The organism is Streptomyces profundus, assembly GCF_020740535.1.
In the GTDB taxonomy this organism is placed as follows: domain Bacteria; phylum Actinomycetota; class Actinomycetes; order Streptomycetales; family Streptomycetaceae; genus Streptomyces; species Streptomyces profundus.
The window spans coordinates 2855194-2871689 of sequence record NZ_CP082362.1 but is presented as its reverse complement, the minus strand read 5'-3'; the positions used below and the strand labels follow the sequence as shown (position 1 = coordinate 2871689).

The window sequence follows — 16496 nt, the reverse complement described above, 5'->3', positions numbered from 1 at the left end:
GGTGTGGCCCCTGACTAAGGCCCAGGGTAATGCGTCCGGAATACTGAGGCCCATGGCATACGACGACCTTCGTGCTCTGCTCAAGGCCCTGGAGAAGGATGGCGACCTCAAGCGGGTCAAAGCCGAGGTCGATCCCCATCTCGAAGTGGGCGAGATCACTGACCGGGTGAACAAGGCCGGCGGTCCCGCGCTCCTCTTCGAGAACGTCAAAGGCTCGGACCTGCCGCTGGCGATGAACGTCTACGGCACCGACCGCAGGTTGCTCAAGGCGCTCGGCCTGAAGTCCTACGAGGACATCAGCGAGTCGATCGGCGGTCTCCTCAAGCCCGAGCTGCCGCAGGGCTTCGTCGGGTTCCGCGAGGCGTTCGGCAAGCTCTCGTCGATGACCCATGTGCCGCCGAAGAAGGTCAAGAACGGCCCGGTGCGGGAAGTCGTGCTCCGTGGCGACCAGGTCGATCTCGACCGGCTGCCCGCCCTGTTCACCTGGCCGAAGGACGGCGGCTCGTTCTTCAACCTGGGCCTGACCCACACCAAGGATCCGGAATCCGGGGTGCGCAATCTCGGCCTCTATCGGCTCCAGCGTCACGACCGGCGCACCATCGGAATGCACTGGCAGATCCACAAGGACAGCCGGAATCACTACCAGGTCGCGGCGCGGCGCGGCGAGCGCCTTCCGGTGGCCATCGCCTTCGGCTGCCCGCCCGCCGTCACCTATGCGGCCACCGCGCCCCTTCCCGGGGATATCGACGAGTACCTCTTCGCCGGTTTCGTCGGCGGCAGGCGGGTCGATCTGGTGGACTGCGAGACGGTGCCGCTCCAGGTGCCGGCCCAGGCCGAGGTGGTGCTTGAGGGCTGGCTGACGCCCGGCGAGACGCTGCCCGAGGGCCCCTACGGCGACCACACCGGGTTCTACACGCCGCAGGAGCCCTTTCCCGCGCTCACCATCGACTGCGTCACCATGCGCAGGAAGCCGATCTTCCAGTCGATCGTGGTGGGCCGCCCGCCGACGGAGGACGGGCCGCTCGGCCGGGCCACGGAACGCTTCTTCCTGCCGCTGCTGAAGGTGATCATCCCGGATGTGGTCGACTACCACCTGCCGGAGAGCGGCGCCTTCCACAACTGCGCGATCATCTCGATCGACAAGAAGTACCCCAAGCACGCGCAGAAGGTGATGTCCGCGGTCTGGGGGGCGCACATGATGTCGCTGACCAAGCTGGTCATCGTGGTGGACGCCGACTGCGACGTGCACAACCTCCAGGAGGTCGCCTGGCGCGCGCTGGGCAACGTCGACTACGCGCGCGACGTGCTGGTGACCGAGGGGCCGGTCGACCATCTGGACCACGCCTCCTACCAGCAGTTCTGGGGCGGCAAGGCGGGGATCGACGCCACGGCCAAGTGGCCGGAGGAGGGTTACACCAGGGACGGCGGCTGGCCGGAGATGATCGTCTCCGACCCGGATGTCGCCGAGCGGGTCACCCGGCGTTGGAAGGAATACGGACTGTGACGGTCGCGGCGAGAGCGGAACGGCCCGATTCCGGTCGGGTACGGGCCTTTCTCCGGCTGGTGATGATCGAGCACTCGGTCTTCGCGCTGCCCTTCGGCTATATGGCCGCTCTGACCGCGATGTTCCTCGACGACGGCACCGTGCACTGGCTGACGCTGCTGTGGGTGACCGTCGCCATGGTGGGCCTGCGCACCTTCGCCATGGCGGCCAATCGGATCATCGACCGGGAGATTGACGCGCGTAACCCGCGCACCTCCGGGCGTGAGCTGGTCACCGGGGCGGTGTCGGTGCGGACCGCCTGGGTGGGGGCGCTGGTCGCGCTGGCCGCCTTCCTCGGCGCCGCGGCCCTGCTCAACCCGCTCTGCCTGGCGCTGGCGCCGCTCGCCGTGGTGCCGATGGTGGTCTACCCCTACGGCAAACGGTTCACGGACTATCCGCACGCCATCCTGGGCCTGGCCCAGGCCATGGGCCCCGTCGGCGGCTGGCTCGCGGTGACCGGCGCCTGGTCCTGGGACGCGGTGCTGCTCGGGGCGGCCGTCGGCCTGTGGATCGGCGGCTTCGACCTGATCTACGCCTGTCAGGATGTCGCGGCCGACCGGGCGGGCGGCGTGCGCTCGGTGCCGGCCCGCTTCGGCATCGGCGGCGCGCTGCTCGGCTCCCGCGTCTGCCATCTGGTGACCACGCTGCTCTTCGCCTGGTACGCCCTGGCCACCGACGGCGGACCGCTGCTGTGGGTGGGGCTCGCGGTGGTCGCCGCGGCCTTCGTCTACGAGCACTCCATCGTCAGGGCCGACGATCTCAGCCGCGTCAACCGCGCGTTCTTCACCGTCAACGGCTTCGTGGGCATCGCGCTCTTCAGCTTCGCCCTGCTCGACCTGATCGTCCGCGGCCTCGGCGTCTGAGCCCGGGGCCCCTGCGTCTGGGCCCGGGCCGGGCGTTGACGGGGCTCCGCCCCGCCGCGCTCAGCCGGCGCCGCGTTCAGTCGACCGCGTACTCCTCGACGGCGCCGCCCCCGGCGCCGGTGACCAGGACGCGGAGGCGGCCCTCCGCCGCGCCGGGGAGCACGGCGCTCGGGCCGGTCAGCTCCTCGCCGAGCGGCTGCGGCTCGGCGCTGCGGCTGGCATGGGCCAGATCCAGCGGCAGCCGCCACAGGCCCTCGCCCACCCGGGATGGCACCCAGAGCGAGACGGCGTCATAGGCCAGGCCCACCGGATCGACCTCGCCCGACTCCCAGCTGTGCTCCGGCGGCTGCTGGTCATAACGCTCGCCCGGGATCACGGCGTTGACCTCCACCACGCCCTCGGGGTCGATCTCGACCGACCAGAGCCTGTCCTGCTCGTCCCAGGCCAGGCCGCGGATGTCGCCATGGCCAAGGGTGTGCACCAGGGAGCCGATCGCGACGTTCGCGCCGTCGTCCGGAGGGCCGCCGTTCGGTTCCATCCGCAGGATCTTGCCGGCCTCGGACTCCGGATCGGCGGCGAGCGTGGCGCTGCCGGTGTCGCCCAGGCCCAGATAGAGGAGACCGTCGGGGCCGAAGGCCAACGCCCCGCCGTTGCGGCTCTCGGCGCGGGGGAGATCCCGCACGACCTGCCGGTTCGCGCTGTTGACCTGGGAGCCCTCGGCCCCGGCCGGATCGTGGCCATAGGCGGCCACGGCGCTGCTTCCGGCGCCCGCGTAGAAGGCGTACAGCTCGTCCGAGGGGCGCCCGTCGCCCACGAAGCCGGGGGAGATCGCCAGGGCGAGCAACTCGCCGGTGCCCGCCTCCAGGGCTCCGGAGAGCTGGCCCACCTCGGTGACCTCGCCCTCCGGCGTGACCCGGCTGAGGGCGCCGGCCGAGGTGCCGACCAGCAGATCGCCGTCGGGGAACTCGGCCAGGCAGCAGGCGTCGGCCCAGCCGGGCACGGCCTGCTCGGGCAGGGACGCGATCCGCTGGGCCGAGCCGGTGGGCTCGGCCGTCGGCAGGGGCTCCTGCGGGGGCGGGGACGCGCCGGGCCGCTCGTCGTCGGCCTCGCCCTCGCCGCCGTTCGACGCCTCGTCGTCCGCCGGGGTGGCGGGCTCCCGCGCCGCGCGGTCGGCCGCCGGGCCGCCGACGCAGCCGGCCAGCAGCGCGCCGCCCGCCGCCACGGCGACCAGCGCACGCCTCAACAGCCGCTGACGGGCGCCCCGTTCACGCATCGACTGGCGTTCCTTCCCCGGCTCGCTCCGGTGCCTCGGCTCTTCGACGGACGACGGGGGCCGGGCGGTGGGACATCGGGGCCGTCAGATCGCCATGCCGTAGATGATGGTGAACAGCGTGCCCAGGGAACCGATGATGAAGATCCCCGTGAGCCCGGCGACGATCAGCCCCTTGCCCTGCTCGGCGCTGAAGCTGTCCCGCATCGCGGTGGACCCGATCCGCTGCTTCGCGGCGCCCCAGATGGCGATGCCCATGCAGATCAGGATGGCCAGCGCCATGATGACCTGGATCAGTGTTCTGGCCTCGGTGCCAACAGCGGAGAACGGGCCCCAATCGGGGGCGATTCCGCCGATGATGTTGGTGATGTCGTCTTCTTCGGCCGCTAGGAGCATTCGAACTCACCGCCTCACTCGCTCTCTTGTCCCCTCCTCATCGGATTGTGCCACGGCCCACCGACAGCGTGTCCCGTACGGTGACGAACGCTCACCGCGCCGAACGCCGGCTCTTTGGCCGGAACTCGTCGGCCGACGGGCCGGTCGCCCGCCGATTCCCGCGCGTTCCTGTCGGTCGTGTCCGGCGTCGTGTCCGAGGTCATGTCCAGAACCCGCCCCGGGACTGGACGCTGATCCCCGCTCACATGCCACCATCTTTCGAAGAGCCGGCGAGGAGCCGGTGAACCGGGGCCGTCGGTCGCTGGCGGTCGCTGACGGTTGCTGACAGAGGGGCGGGCGATGCGGCGGATCGTGCTGGTGGTGGGTGCCGGCTTCGGCATCATGCTCGCCTTCGTCGGCTTCCTGGTGATCGGCGTCTACGGCGCGGCGGCCGGCCTCTTCGGCGGCGCCGGCCGACCGGGCGGCGGGGACGGCCAGTTGGCGCGGAACACCGTCCCGCCGGAGTACGAGGCCCTGGTGCAGCAGTGGGGCAACACCTGCCCGGAGCTCTCCCCGGCGATCCTGGCCGCGCAGCTCGGCCAGGAGAGCGGCTGGCAGCCGAACGTGGAGAGCCACGCGGCGGCCCAGGGCATAGCCCAGTTCATCCCCGGCACCTGGGCCACCCACGGCCTGGACGCCAACGGGGACGGGGAGGCCAACGTCTGGGATCCGGAGGACGCCATCCCGTCCGCCGCCTCCTACAACTGCGCGCTCGCCGGCTATGTGCGGGACGTGCCGGGCGATCCGGTGGACAACATGCTGGCCGCCTACAACGCGGGGCCCTACGCGGTGATCCAGTACAACGGGATCCCGCCGTATGAGGAGACCCAGAACTACGTGCGGATCATCCGCAGCGCGGAGGCCAGTTACGCCGCGCCCCCCGAGGACGAGCGCCTGCCGCCGCTGGAGCAGGCCGCGGCGGCCGTGGGCTTCGCCCAGGAGCATCTGGGCACGCCCTACCTCTGGGGCGGGGACGGCACCCCGGAGGACGACGGCAGGTTCGACTGCTCGGGGCTGACCAAGGCCGCCTACGAGTCCGTGGGCATCGAGCTGCCCCGGGTCGCCAACGACCAGTGGATCGCGGGTCCGCATCCCACGCGGGACCAACTCCTCCCCGGCGACCTGGTCTTCTTCGCCACGGATCTGACCGACTCCCGGAGCATCCACCATGTCGGGATCTATGTCGGCGGCGGCTACATGATCAACGCGCCCTACACCGGCGCCACCATCCGCTTCGACCCCATCGACTCCCCCGACTACTTCGGCGCCACCCGCCCCACCGCCGGCTGAGGCCGACGCCCCGGCGGATCGAATTCCGGGTGCGGGGGGCCCGGTCGGTGTTCGTATACTCCTGCGAGTTCGTTCCTGCGAGTCCAAGGCGAACGGGAGGGGAGACCGTGAAGCTTGCCGAGGCCCTTGCGGAGCGTGCGGAGGCGACGCGTCGGGTGGAGCAGCTGCGGGCGCGCGTCGTCAGCAGCGCGCGGCACCAGGAGGGGGAGACGCCCGCCGAGGACGCGGCCCAACTGCTGGCCGAGGCCGGCGAGGTGTTGGACACCCTGGAGGCGTTGATCCGGCGGATCAACCGGACCAACGCCGCCGTGCGGATGGGTGCGGACGGCACCCTCACCGACGCCCTCGCCCGCCGGGACACCCTGCGGCTGCGGCACTCCGTGGTCACGGCGGCGGCGGACGCGGCGGCCGGCACCGGCGACCGTGGATACGGCCGGCAGCTCCGTTCCGAGCTGATGGTGCTCCCCGCGCTCCCGGTCGCGGAGCTGCGCGCCCAGGCGGACGCGCTGGCCCGGGAGATCCGGGAGGTCGACGTGCGGATCCAGCGGACGAACTGGGAGGCCGATCTGCTGGACTGACCGGTCCGGCAGGGCGAGAGAAGTGGCGAGAGAGATGTGGAGCGGGTAACCGCTTCGGAGGCGCGCATCCACCGGGGGCCGGCGGTTTCCGGCCCACCTATGGCGCGTGAGGAGCAACGCCGGGGTTCGACTCCCCACCGACAGCGCAGCTCAGCACGGCGCACAGGTAACGGTGCACATCGCACAGCACATCACCAGGTGCGGATCCGAGGCGGCGAGGGCGGGTTCGGGGCTCTCCACATCTCGTCACCGGGGCGAGGCCCCCGGTTGGTGACGGTCCGTTTGGCTCTGGCCAAGGCAACCGTGCTGAACTGCGGCAAGGCGTTGCTGTTCGATAACGCTGTCGCGCGCATTCGATGGACCTAGGCACTCCAGGGGACGTTAAGGGCGTTACCTGTACCGGAACAGGGGCTCCTCTTCCCTGCCAGCCTTGGCAGGGTCCCCCACAGCACGAAGGGGCCACAACGGCACATGGCTGGACTCGACCATCCGGACTTCGAGCTTGATGTCCTCTACGAGATCAACGGCCTCGCCGAGCGGTTGTCCGGCCGGACGCGGGACGTCGTCACCTTTGTCGGCGAGTACGGACTGCCGTTCGTGCTGGTGGCGTTGGTGGGCCTCGGTTGGCTGCTGGTGCGGCGGCGCGCCGACGCGCCGCAGGCGGTGGCCGGCTGCTTCTGGGCGCTGCTGGCCGCCGGGTTGACCTGGGCGGCGAACGTCCCGATCCGCGCGTTCGTCGCGCGACCGCGCCCGCATGAGAGTCATGCCGAGCTGATCCCGATGGTCGACGGCAGGGACGGCTACTCCTTTGTCAGCGACCACGCGGGTGCGGCGACGGCGATCGCGGTGGCGCTGTTTCTGGTGCACCGGGTGCTGGGTCTTGTGGCGCTGGGGCTCGCCCTGTTGCAGGGCGCGGCCCGGGTGCTGATGGGGGTGCACTACCCGACGGATGTGATCGGTGGCTTCGCCCTGGGCATGGCCGTCGCGCTGCTGCTCGCCCCGTTGGGCATGGCCCTGTTGACCCCGCTGGTGCGGGCCCTCGCCGGCGTCGGCTGGCTCGGCTGGCTGGCCAGACCGCCGGCGGACGATCCGGAGCGGGAACGCGACCCGGGGGAACGCCTGGCCGCCTAGCCGCCGGTGTCGTCGGGGGCGGTGCGGGAGTGGCCGGCGGCCTCGTCTCTGGCGAGGGGGCGGGAGCGGCGGGCCGGGCCGTACCATCCACAGCGGGTGGCTCCGCCGGTTCGCGGTGGGAGGCGGTGGCTTGTCCTGGACGTCACCGTTCGCCCGGGTTCGCGGTGCGGGAGTGGCCGGCGGCCTCGTCTCTGGCGAGGGGGCGGGAGCGGCGGGCCGGGCCGTACCATCCACAGCTGCAACGGGAGGCCAGGAAGGGGCCGCGTTCGTAGAGTTCCACCTGGTGTGGGTCGCCGGTGACGCCGGGTGACGCCTCCGGTATGTCCGCACCTTGCTCGTCCACCCCACCACCGTAACGGCCCTGCCGAGCCCTCGTTAGGTCGGTAGTCATCCGGCCGGCGGGACCGCGGCCGGCGGTGTTCGCAGAACGTGGCGGTTCCGGGAGGGCCAGGGGGCTCATGGTGGTGTGGCGGCGAGTCGCGGGGCTCGGCAGGGGTGGGCTGTTGGTCCTGATGCTCGCGGTCAGCGGCTGCTCCGGCACCGGCACGGCCGCGCCCGAGGGGCGGTCGTCGGACGATCCGCTGCGCGCCGTGCGGTCGGCGCCCGATCTGCTGGTGGAGTCAGGCTCCTCGCAGGCCCGCACGGCCATGCGGATGGCCTCGGGCGGCACCCGGCTCACCATCCATGGCGAGGGCGTCTTCGACTACGTGGACGGCATCGGCGAGCTGCTGGTGACGCTGCCGCCCGATCCGGCGGCCCCCGAGCGGGCGGAGCCGGTGACGGAGGTCTTCGCGCCGGGTGAGCTGTTCATGAAGAACCGGGGCGCCGGGGTGCCGGCGGACAAGTGGGTGCGGGTCGAGGTGGCCGGCGTCGCGGACGGGAACCTGGTGACGGGCGGCGCGACGGATCCGATCACCGCGGTCGAGCTGCTGCGCGGGGTGCGCAGCGCGGACGATCTGGGGGCGGCCAGCGTGGACGGGGTGCCGGTGCGGCACTACCGGGGGGTGACCGACATCGCCGTGGCCGCGGAGGCGGCGGCCACGGCACGGATCAGGGAGCAGCTGTCGGCCGCGGTGGGCGGCTTCACCAGCACCGAGGTGCCCTTCGACGCCTACCTCGACGATCAGGGCACGCCACGGAAGGTGCGGCACGAGTTCAGCCTGGCGCAGGGCCTGTGGGCGGTCGAGGTGACGTCCACGGTGACGCTCTTCGGCTTCGGCGTCACGGTCGAGGTGGTGCTGCCGGCCGACGAGGACGTCTACTGGGGCGCCGTCGCCTGAGCCCGCCGGCCTGGCCGGCTCAGGTGCGGAGCATCCGGCCGATGGCGGCGGTGGCCTCCTTGACCTTGGCGTCGATCTCGGGGCCGCCCTCCTGGGCGGCGTGCGCGACGCAGTGCCGCAGATGCTCTTCGAGCAGCTGGAGGGCGAAGGACTGGAGCGCCTTGGTCGAGGCGGAGACCTGCGTCAGTATGTCGATGCAGTAGACGTCCTCGTCGACCATGCGCTGGAGGCCACGGATCTGCCCCTCGATCCGGCGGAGCCGTTTGAGGTGGGCGTCCTTGTCCTTGCTGTAGCCGTGCTGGCCCTGGTCTGACTGGTCTGACTGGCCTGACTGGGCTGGCTGGCCGGGTTGGTCCGCCTCGGCCGCCGGCTCGGCATGGCAGGTGGGGTCCGGCTCGCCTGGTGCGCCAGGGCCGCCGATCGTCCCTACTGTGGTCATAGTGCCGCCTTCTGCTCATATACCCCTGATGGGTATAGCGTAACGAACCGTCGGCCAACCGGGCAGTATCGTGCACCCAGCCGGCAACCTGACCGCCCTGCGTGATTCATTTGCTATTCACTTTTGACCGTAAGTCGATTCACCTGATCAACCTACTTTCAGGTGAGAACGGTTACGGGAAGGATCGAACGACAGTGAAGCTTTCGCGCACGAGCGGGCGGCAGCGGCGGGCGCTCAGCCTCGGTGCCGCGCTGGCGGCGGGCGCCCTGGCCCTCACTGCCTGTGGCACGGATGACAACTCCGGCCTTCCCGGGGCGGTGGACTTCTCGGTCGAGGGCCTCACCTGCGGCCCGGACGGCACCCTGCTGGCCTCGGGCTCCAGCGCCCAGGCCAACGCGATGGAGGTCTGGGTGAACACCTACCAGGCCAATTGTGAAGGCAGCCAGATCAACTACAAGGCCACCGGTTCTGGCGCCGGCGTCCAGGAGTTCCTCCAGGGCACCACCGCGTTCGCCGGCTCCGACTCGCTGCTCTCACCGGGCGAGGTGGAGGAGTCGCGGAGCGTCTGCCGCGACGGGGGCCGCGCCATCCATCTGCCGATGGCGGCCGGCCCCATCGCCCTGGGCTACAACCTCCCCGGTGTGCCGGAGCTGACGCTGGACGCGGCCACCCTGGCCCAGATCTTCGACTCCAGGATCACCCGCTGGGACGACCCCGCCGTCGCGGCGCTCAACCCGGGCGTCGACCTCCCCGACCTGGCGATCACCCCGTTCCACCGTTCGGACGGCTCCGGCACGACCGAGAACCTCACCAGCTATCTGAACGAGAGCGCGCCGGAGGACTGGCCGCACGAGCCCAACAAGAGCTGGCGCGGCCGAGGCGGCCAGTCGGCGGACGGCTCCTCCGGCCTGGTCGGCATGGTGCAGCAGAACGAGGGCGCGATCAGCTACTTCGAGCTGTCCTACGCGCACCAGAACAACCTGGACACCGTGCGGATCGACACCGGCGCCGAGGAGCCGGTCGAGGCCACCGTGGAGAACTCCTCCAACGCCATCGCCGAGGCCGAGGTGATCGGCGAGGACGGGGATCTGGCGCTCCAGCTGGACTACGGGAGCACCGCCGAGGGCGTCTACCCGATCGTCCTGGTCACCTACGAGATCGTCTGCGACCGGGGCAACGAGCCCGGCACCCTCGATCTGACCAGGGCCTTTCTCAACTACACCGCCGGCGAAGAGGGGCAGCGGGCGCTGGCCGAGATCGACTACGCGCCCATCTCCGACGACATCGTCGAGCAGGTGCGGCAGCGCGTCGAGGCGATGGACTGAGGGCCGGAGATGACAGCGAAGAGCACGGACGTCGAGCCCGCCCCCCGTCCGCCCGAGGGGTCGGGCGGGAGCACCACCCGCCTGGGTGACCGGGTGTTCAGCAACCTCTCCAAGGGCTCGGGCATCGCCCTGCTGGTGATCATGGGCGCCATCGCGGTGTTCCTCACCATCCGCGCGGTGGTCGCCATCAGGGCCAACGACGGCAACTTCCTGACCACCTTCGCCTGGGAGGCCAACGCCGACCCGCCGTACTTCGGGATCGCCGTGCTGCTCTTCGGCACCGTGGTCAGCTCGGTGATCGCCATGGTGATCGCGGTGCCGATCGCGGTGGGCATCGCGCTGTTCATCTCGCACTACGCGCCGCGCCGGCTCTCCACGCCCATCGGCTATCTGATCGATCTGCTGGCCGCCGTGCCCAGCATCATCTACGGCCTCTGGGGCGCGCTCTATCTGGTGCCTCGGATGACCGGCCTCTACGACTGGCTGGACCAGTTCCTCGGCTGGACCAAGGTCTTCTCCTACGACGGCAGCCCGGCGCGTTCGCTGATGACCGTCGGCATCCTGCTGGCCATCATGATCCTGCCGATCATCACCTCGGTCACCCGTGAGGTGTTCAAGCAGACGCCCAAGGCCAACCAGGAGGCGGCGCTGGCGCTGGGCGCCACCCGCTGGGAGGTGATCCGGGTGACCGTGCTGCCCTTCGGGCGCTCCGGCGTGATCAGCGCCTCGATGCTGGGCCTCGGCCGGGCCCTGGGCGAGACCATGGCGGTGGCCACCGTCCTCTCGCCCAGCTTCCTGATCAACGCCAGCGTGCTGGAGTCCGGCGGCGGCACCTTCGCGCAGAACATCGCCAGCCAGTTCAAGGAGGCCGGATCGATGGGCCGGGACGCGCTGATCGCCTCGGGCCTGGTGCTCTTCCTGCTGACCCTGCTGGTCAACGGCGCGGCGCGGCTGATCATCGCCCGCCGCAAGGAGTACTCGGGGGCCAACGCATGAGCAGCGACCTGTCGAACCCGTCCACCCAGCCGAGCCGGCCCACCGGCGCCCTCGACGTGCGGCCCAAGACGTTGCGCCCGCCGAGGCTGCCGCGCTGGTCGGTGGCGGCGCTGCTGCTCGGCTCGGTGGCGTTCGGCGTGGCCGCCGGGCTGCTCGGCGGCCTGGACAGCCACGTGCAGTGGGGCCTGATCGCCGCGCTGGCCTTCGTGCTCTCCCGCTTCCTGCTGACGTCGGCCGTCGAGGGCCGCCGGCAGGCGGTGGACAAGCTGGCCGCCACGCTGGTGTGGGCCAGCTTCGTGGTCGCCGTGCTGCCGCTGGCCTCGCTGATCTGGGAGACGGTCTCCCGGGGCGCCCCCGGCGTCGACTGGTACTTCCTGACCCACTCGATGAACGGCGTGCTCAGCTGGCAGGACGGCGGCGGGATCTACCACGCGCTGCTCGGCACGGTGCAGCAGGTCGCGCTGGCCTCCGTGCTGGCCATCCCGATCGGCCTGCTCACCGCGGTCTATCTGGTGGAGTACGGCTCGGGCCGGCTGGCGAAGGTGATCACCTTCTTCGTGGACGTGATGACCGGCATCCCGTCGATCGTCGCCGGCCTCTTCGTCCTCAGCCTGTGGATCATGATGCTGGACCTGGGCTACTCCGGGTTCGCCGGGGCGCTGGCGCTGGCCATCCTGATGATGCCGATCGTGGTCCGCTCCACCGAGGAGATGCTCAAGCTGGTCCCCGGCGAGCTGCGCGAGGCGTCGCTCGCGCTCGGCATCCCGAAGTGGCGCACCATCCTCAAGGTGGTGCTGCCCACGGCCATCGGCGGCATCACCACCGGCGTCATGCTGGCGCTGGCCAGGATCGCCGGCGAGACCGCGCCGATCATCCTGCTGGTCTTCGGCAACAACATGATCAACGCCAACGTCTTCGAAGGCGCCCAGTCCTCGCTGCCGCTCTATGTCTACGAGCAGTGGTCGTACGGCACCCAGTCCGCCTACGACCGTGCCTGGTCGGCGGCGCTGGTGCTGATCGCCTTTGTGATGATCCTCAATCTGGTCGCCCGCGGCATCGCCCGCTGGAAGGCCCCCAAGACCGGTCGTTAGGAGAGGTGCCACCATGGCCAAGCGCATCGATGTCAGCGGGCTCAATGCCTACTACGGCGCCCACCGGGCGATCGAGGACATCACCATGCACATCGAGCCGGGCGCGGTGACCGCGTTCATCGGCCCGTCGGGCTGCGGCAAGTCCACGTTCCTGCGCACCCTCAACCGGATGCACGAGGTCACGCCGGGCGGGCGGGTCGAGGGCAAGGTGATGCTGGACAACGAGGACCTCTACGGCCCCGGCGTCGACCCCGTCTCCGTGCGGCGCACCATCGGGATGGTCTTCCAGCGGCCCAACCCGTTCCCCACCATGTCGATCTACGACAACGTCGCCGCCGGCATCAGGCTCAACGGCGGCGCGCGGCGCAAGTCCGATCTCGACGAGCTGGTGGAGCGCAACCTGCGCGCCGCCAACCTGTGGAACGAGGTGAAGGACCGCCTGGCGCGCCCGGGTTCAGGGCTCTCCGGCGGTCAGCAGCAGCGGCTCTGCATCGCGCGTGCGACGGCCGTGGAGCCGGACGTGCTGCTGATGGACGAGCCCTGCTCGGCGCTCGACCCGGTCTCCACGCTGGCGATCGAGGATCTGATCGACAAGCTGAAGTCCGAGTACACCATCGTGATCGTCACCCACAACATGCAGCAGGCCGCCCGGGTCTCGGACCGCACCGCGTTCTTCAACCTGGCGGCGATCGGCCAGCCCGGCCGGCTGATCGAGATCGACCAGACGGAGAAGATCTTCTCCAACCCATCCGTGCAGGCCACCGAGGACTACATCTCGGGCCGCTTCGGCTGAGCGGCGCCCACCACGCGCGGCGGCCCGCACCTCTCCCTGGCTGGAGGGGTGCGGGCCGCCGGTGGTGCGGGGTGGTGTTCAGGTGGTGCGGTAGGCGTCGATGATGGTCTGGGTCAGGGTGTTGCCGTCGTTGTCCTCGACCTCGGCGCGCAGGGAGACGGTGCCGCCGGCGTCGGGGCTGAGGATCTCCACGGCTCCGTCGACGATGTCGGCCTCTTCCCAGGTGTCGCCGCCGTCGAGGGAGGCGGAGACGGTCAGTGAGGCGGGTTCGTCGGCGGCTGAGCCCTGGACGGTGACGGGCACGGTGAGTGTCTCACCGGCGGGGGTGGTGCTGTCGAGGGCCAGTTCCGGGGTGTAGCGGACGGCGCTGAACGGCAGGGCCGTCAGCTCGTCCGTGCTCGCGGAGGTGAAGGTGAACGCGGAGGTGACCTCCGTGCTCACGGTCGAGACCGACGGGCCGCGCGTGATGCTGGTGACCAGCTCGTAGTCGGCCTCGTCCGCCGGCACCTCGAACTCGACCCAGTCCAGCGGCTCGTCCACGACGGCGTACTCCTCGCCGTCCCGGTAGAGCGTGGTCTCGGCCGAGTCGTAGTCGCTGGCGCTGTAGTTGCCGGCGCCGTCGTTGAACGCGTTGGTCCAGCCGTAGAGCGTGTCGCCGTCGCGGAAGATGTTCCCGCCCTCGTCCACGGCCGGGCCGTGCACGCCCACGTTGATCGTCAGGTCATAGACCTCACCCGCGGCGTACTCGGCGAAGTCGACGAAGGTCAGCGTGGCGAACCACACCTCGGGGGTGTCCTGGTACAGATCGAAGCCCCAGGCGACGCCCTCCTGGAGGTACAGCTCCGCGGTGCGCGGCAGCGGGTGCTCCCAGGCCGACGCGAAGAACGAGGTCTCCGGGTAGACGAAGAGCGGGCCGCTTGAGCCCTCGACCGAACTGCCGATGGCGGCGTTGACCTGGGCGGTCTCGGCCAGTTCCAGGTGCTCGGTCAGGCCGGTGTAGAACCCGTCGGGGTTGGAGTGCGCGCCGTAGTACTCCTGGCCTTCCTCGCCGAGCCAGCTGGCGGTGGCGTCACCCCTGACCGAGAAGGACCCGGCCTCGCCCAGCTGGGCGGTGCGCAGGCCCTCGGGCAGCCCGGCGGCGCTCCAGCCGGAGACGAAGAGCAGCTCGCCGTCCTCGTCGAGGAAGCTGACGGTGGGGGAGAGGTCCGTCTGCTCGGCGGTCTCGTCCTCCAGCGTCCAGTCGATCAGCTCGGCGTCGTTGGCGTCGGCGGTGACGGTGGCGTCCTCGTCGACCTGGACGCTGGGCGCGACCAGCCAGTCGACGCCGGCCAGCTCCTCGCCGTCCTCCGACACCTGGTAGAGCGAGACGTCGACGACATACTCGCCCGGGGGCACCCGGACCGTGCCGCTGCCCTCGGTCCCGACCAGCTCGAAGCTCTCCTGCGTCTCCAGGTTGAGCACGCTGGCATAGAACTCGTCGGCCGGGGCGCCGGTCCTGTCGGTGGATTCGACGGTGAGGTCGAACTTCTCCTGCTCGCGTTCCACGGCGCCGGCGGTGGTGACGGTGGTGGTGCCGTCCGTCGCGGTGATGTGGAGGGAGTGGACGCCGAAGAGGGTGCCGGCGGAGGTGTTGGCGGTGACCTCGACGGTGGCGGTGTCGCCGGCGGGGATGGTGACCTCGTCGGCGGAGAGGCTGAAGAGCCCTTCGGGGGCCTGGGCGCCCTCGGGGTCGGTGGCGGTGGCGCTCAGCTGGAGGGTGACGTCCTGGTCGCCGAGGTTGGCGTAGGTCAGTTCCTTGGTGACCGGCTCGGCGTCCTCGTGGGGGAAGGGGACGATGCCGAAGCTGAGGTTGGCCGGTTCGGCGATCACCGTCTGGGAGATGGCGGCGGGTACGTCGATGCGGCCGGAGCCTTGTTGGATGGCGCTGTAGCCGTCGGCGGTGATGGCGGAGCCGGAGAGTACGGCCTTGACCTGCTGGCCTGTCAACTCCGGGTTGGCCTGGGCGACCAGCGCCGCCGCGCCGGCGACGTGGGGGGTGGCCATGGAGGTGCCGGAGATGGCGACGTGGGTGTCGTCGACGGGGGTGCCGTAGTCCCAGATGGCGGCGTTCTCGGCGCCGGCGGCGGCGATGTCGACGCCGGGGGCGGTCACGTCGGGCTTCAGGGCGCCGTCTCGGACGCGGGGGCCGACGGAGGAGAAGTCGGCCAGCTCGTCGGCGTCATCCACGGCGCCCACCGTCAGCGCGGCGTCCGCCGTACCGGGGGTGCCGACGGAGCCGGCGGAGGGGCCGGAGTTGCCGGCGGCGATGACGAAGAGGGCGTCGCTCTCGGCGGAGAGGGTGTTGACGGCTTCTTCCATGGGGTCGATCTCGTTGCCGGCGTAGCCGCCCAGGCTCATCGAGACGATGTCGGCGCCCTCGTCGACGGCCCACTGCATGCCCTCGATGATGTCCGACTCCCAGCCGCTGCCGAAGTCGTCCAACACCTTGCCGTTGAACAACTCCGCACCCGGCGCGACGCCGTTGTACGGGTCACCGACACCGGCGACGGTCGACGCCACATGGGTGCCGTGGCCGTCCCGGTCCGTGGCGGAGTCGGATTCGGAGAAGTTCTGTTCGGCGGTGATCTTGTCGGCGCCGAGGTCCTCGTGTTCCTTGGCGATGCCGGTATCCAGCACGGCGACGGTGATGCCCGTGCCGTCGAAGCCGGCTTCCCAGGCGTCGGGGGCGCCGATCTGCGGCACGCTGACGTCCAGTGACTTGGTGACCAGGCCGTCCAGCGCGATCGAGCCGACGCCGGGTGCCGCGTCCAGGGTGCCGACGCCCTCGGCGGGTCGGGTCAGTTCGGCCCACAGGGCGGGGATGTCCTCGGCCGCGACGGTCAGCGCTTCGCCGTCCACGGCGTCCAGGGTGGCGTCGACGTCCGGGTCGGCGTCGGCGAACAGTTCGGCGGCGCCCTGGTCGGTTCCGGTGTAGGAGACGATCAGCCGCAGGCCGTCGACCTGTCGGTACTGTTCGCGGCTCAGCTCGGTGACATCGAAGAGACGGCGGTCGAGCGTGCCGTCGTGGAGCAGTGGGATCACGTCGGCTGGCAGCACTTGGAGGTTCTCGCCGACCTTGGTGGTGCGTACCGGGATGTTCTCCCGGCCCTCGGCCGGGATCAGCCCGGTGACCTGACCGTCCTGGCCGAGCACCACCTGATCACCCGTGATCAGCGTGATCCGCTCACCGACGGCCTCCCGCTCGGAGACGGTCGGAATCCCACCCCTGGCGCTCTCGTCGGCGCCGGCCGTCGCCGCGAGCCCCGCCGTCATGGCGAGCGCAACGGCCGTGGCCCCGGCTATCCGAAGGCGTGCCCTCTTGGAATCTTTCTTCAACTGTCCCCCATATGACAGAAGTTGACAGGGGGCGTCGTCCATCCCCCCGGTTCGATCATCGGCTGAGAAACAGGCGACAAGTCATGT

General features: G+C 70.6%; 15 protein-coding genes. 10 read left to right on the top strand and 5 right to left on the bottom strand.

All coding sequences use genetic code 11. From position 1 onward, the window contains the following. The first annotated feature begins 52 nt into the window (after positions 1-52). Together K4G22_RS12595 and mqnP are read left to right on the top strand one after the other, a co-directional pair. Complete coding sequence (locus tag K4G22_RS12595) at positions 53-1504, top strand: menaquinone biosynthesis decarboxylase (RefSeq protein ID WP_228080211.1); 1452 nt, start codon at positions 53-55, stop codon at positions 1502-1504. Next, positions 1501-2406: a menaquinone biosynthesis prenyltransferase MqnP gene (gene mqnP / locus K4G22_RS12590; protein ID WP_228080209.1), complete on the top strand. Its 906-nt coding sequence runs from the start codon at positions 1501-1503 to the stop codon at positions 2404-2406. The genes K4G22_RS12595 and mqnP overlap by 4 nt, the downstream gene beginning before the upstream one ends. Positions 2407-2482: 76 nt before the next feature. On the opposite strand, the gene K4G22_RS12585 is transcribed toward mqnP, so the two are convergent. Further along, a complete protein-coding gene (locus K4G22_RS12585) occupies positions 2483-3679 on the bottom strand; it encodes a PQQ-dependent sugar dehydrogenase (RefSeq protein WP_228080207.1) in 1197 nt (398 codons plus the stop codon). Positions 3680-3763: 84 nt separating this feature from the next. Continuing rightward, positions 3764-4072: a hypothetical protein gene (locus K4G22_RS12580; RefSeq protein WP_062208380.1), complete on the bottom strand. Its 309-nt coding sequence runs from the start codon at positions 4070-4072 to the stop codon at positions 3764-3766. 339 nt (positions 4073-4411) lie between these two features. Between K4G22_RS12580 and K4G22_RS12575 the strand changes: the two genes are divergently transcribed. The 3 genes from K4G22_RS12575 (at position 4412) to K4G22_RS12565 (ending at position 7110) form a co-directional block, all read left to right on the top strand. Continuing rightward, entirely contained in the window at positions 4412-5401 is a 990-nt protein-coding gene (locus K4G22_RS12575; RefSeq protein WP_228080205.1) for a C40 family peptidase, read from the top strand. Between the two features lie 107 nt (positions 5402-5508). Next, entirely contained in the window at positions 5509-5979 is a 471-nt protein-coding gene (locus K4G22_RS12570; RefSeq protein WP_228080203.1) for a DIP1984 family protein, read from the top strand. Positions 5980-6450: 471 nt separating this feature from the next. After that, a complete protein-coding gene (locus tag K4G22_RS12565; protein ID WP_265590224.1) occupies positions 6451-7110 on the top strand; it encodes a phosphatase PAP2 family protein in 660 nt (219 codons plus the stop codon). Positions 7111-7252: 142 nt separating this feature from the next. Here K4G22_RS12565 and K4G22_RS12555 read toward each other — a convergent pair whose 3' ends face one another. Next, entirely contained in the window at positions 7253-7453 is a 201-nt protein-coding gene (locus tag K4G22_RS12555) for a hypothetical protein (RefSeq protein WP_425336661.1), read from the bottom strand. Between the two features lie 115 nt (positions 7454-7568). Between K4G22_RS12555 and K4G22_RS12550 the strand changes: the two genes are divergently transcribed. Beyond that, entirely contained in the window at positions 7569-8390 is an 822-nt protein-coding gene (locus K4G22_RS12550; RefSeq protein WP_483414796.1) for an SCO4651 family lipoprotein, read from the top strand. Positions 8391-8409: 19 nt separating this feature from the next. Here the strand turns inward: K4G22_RS12550 and K4G22_RS12545 are convergent, their stop codons facing one another. Beyond that, the gene (locus K4G22_RS12545; RefSeq protein ID WP_425336660.1) at positions 8410-8829 is read right to left on the bottom strand and encodes a metal-sensitive transcriptional regulator; all 420 of its coding nucleotides are present in this window, start codon (positions 8827-8829) and stop codon (positions 8410-8412) included. A gap of 194 nt (positions 8830-9023) precedes the next feature. Here K4G22_RS12545 and pstS point away from each other — a divergent pair, with 194 nt between their 5' ends. The 4 genes from pstS to pstB are packed head-to-tail and all read left to right on the top strand — an operon-like array spanning position 9024 to position 13034. Beyond that, positions 9024-10154 (top strand): phosphate ABC transporter substrate-binding protein PstS, encoded by a 1131-nt coding sequence (pstS, locus tag K4G22_RS12540; RefSeq protein WP_228080201.1) that lies wholly within the window; start codon positions 9024-9026, stop codon positions 10152-10154. Between the two features lie 9 nt (positions 10155-10163). Then, on the top strand, positions 10164-11150 hold the full coding sequence (gene pstC / locus K4G22_RS12535) for a phosphate ABC transporter permease subunit PstC (RefSeq protein WP_228080199.1): 987 nt from the start codon (positions 10164-10166) through the stop codon (positions 11148-11150). Further along, positions 11147-12241, top strand: coding sequence for a phosphate ABC transporter permease PstA (gene pstA, locus K4G22_RS12530; protein WP_228080197.1), 1095 nt, complete (start codon positions 11147-11149; stop codon positions 12239-12241). Before pstC ends, pstA begins: the two co-directional genes overlap by 4 nt. 13 nt (positions 12242-12254) lie before the next feature. Next, positions 12255-13034, top strand: a complete 780-nt coding sequence (pstB, locus tag K4G22_RS12525; protein ID WP_228080195.1) for a phosphate ABC transporter ATP-binding protein PstB — start codon at positions 12255-12257, stop codon at positions 13032-13034. A gap of 78 nt (positions 13035-13112) precedes the next feature. Here pstB and K4G22_RS12520 read toward each other — a convergent pair whose 3' ends face one another. Then, positions 13113-16346, bottom strand: a complete 3234-nt coding sequence (locus tag K4G22_RS12520; RefSeq protein ID WP_228080193.1) for a S8 family peptidase — start codon at positions 16344-16346, stop codon at positions 13113-13115. Between the last annotated feature and the right edge of the window lie 150 nt (positions 16347-16496).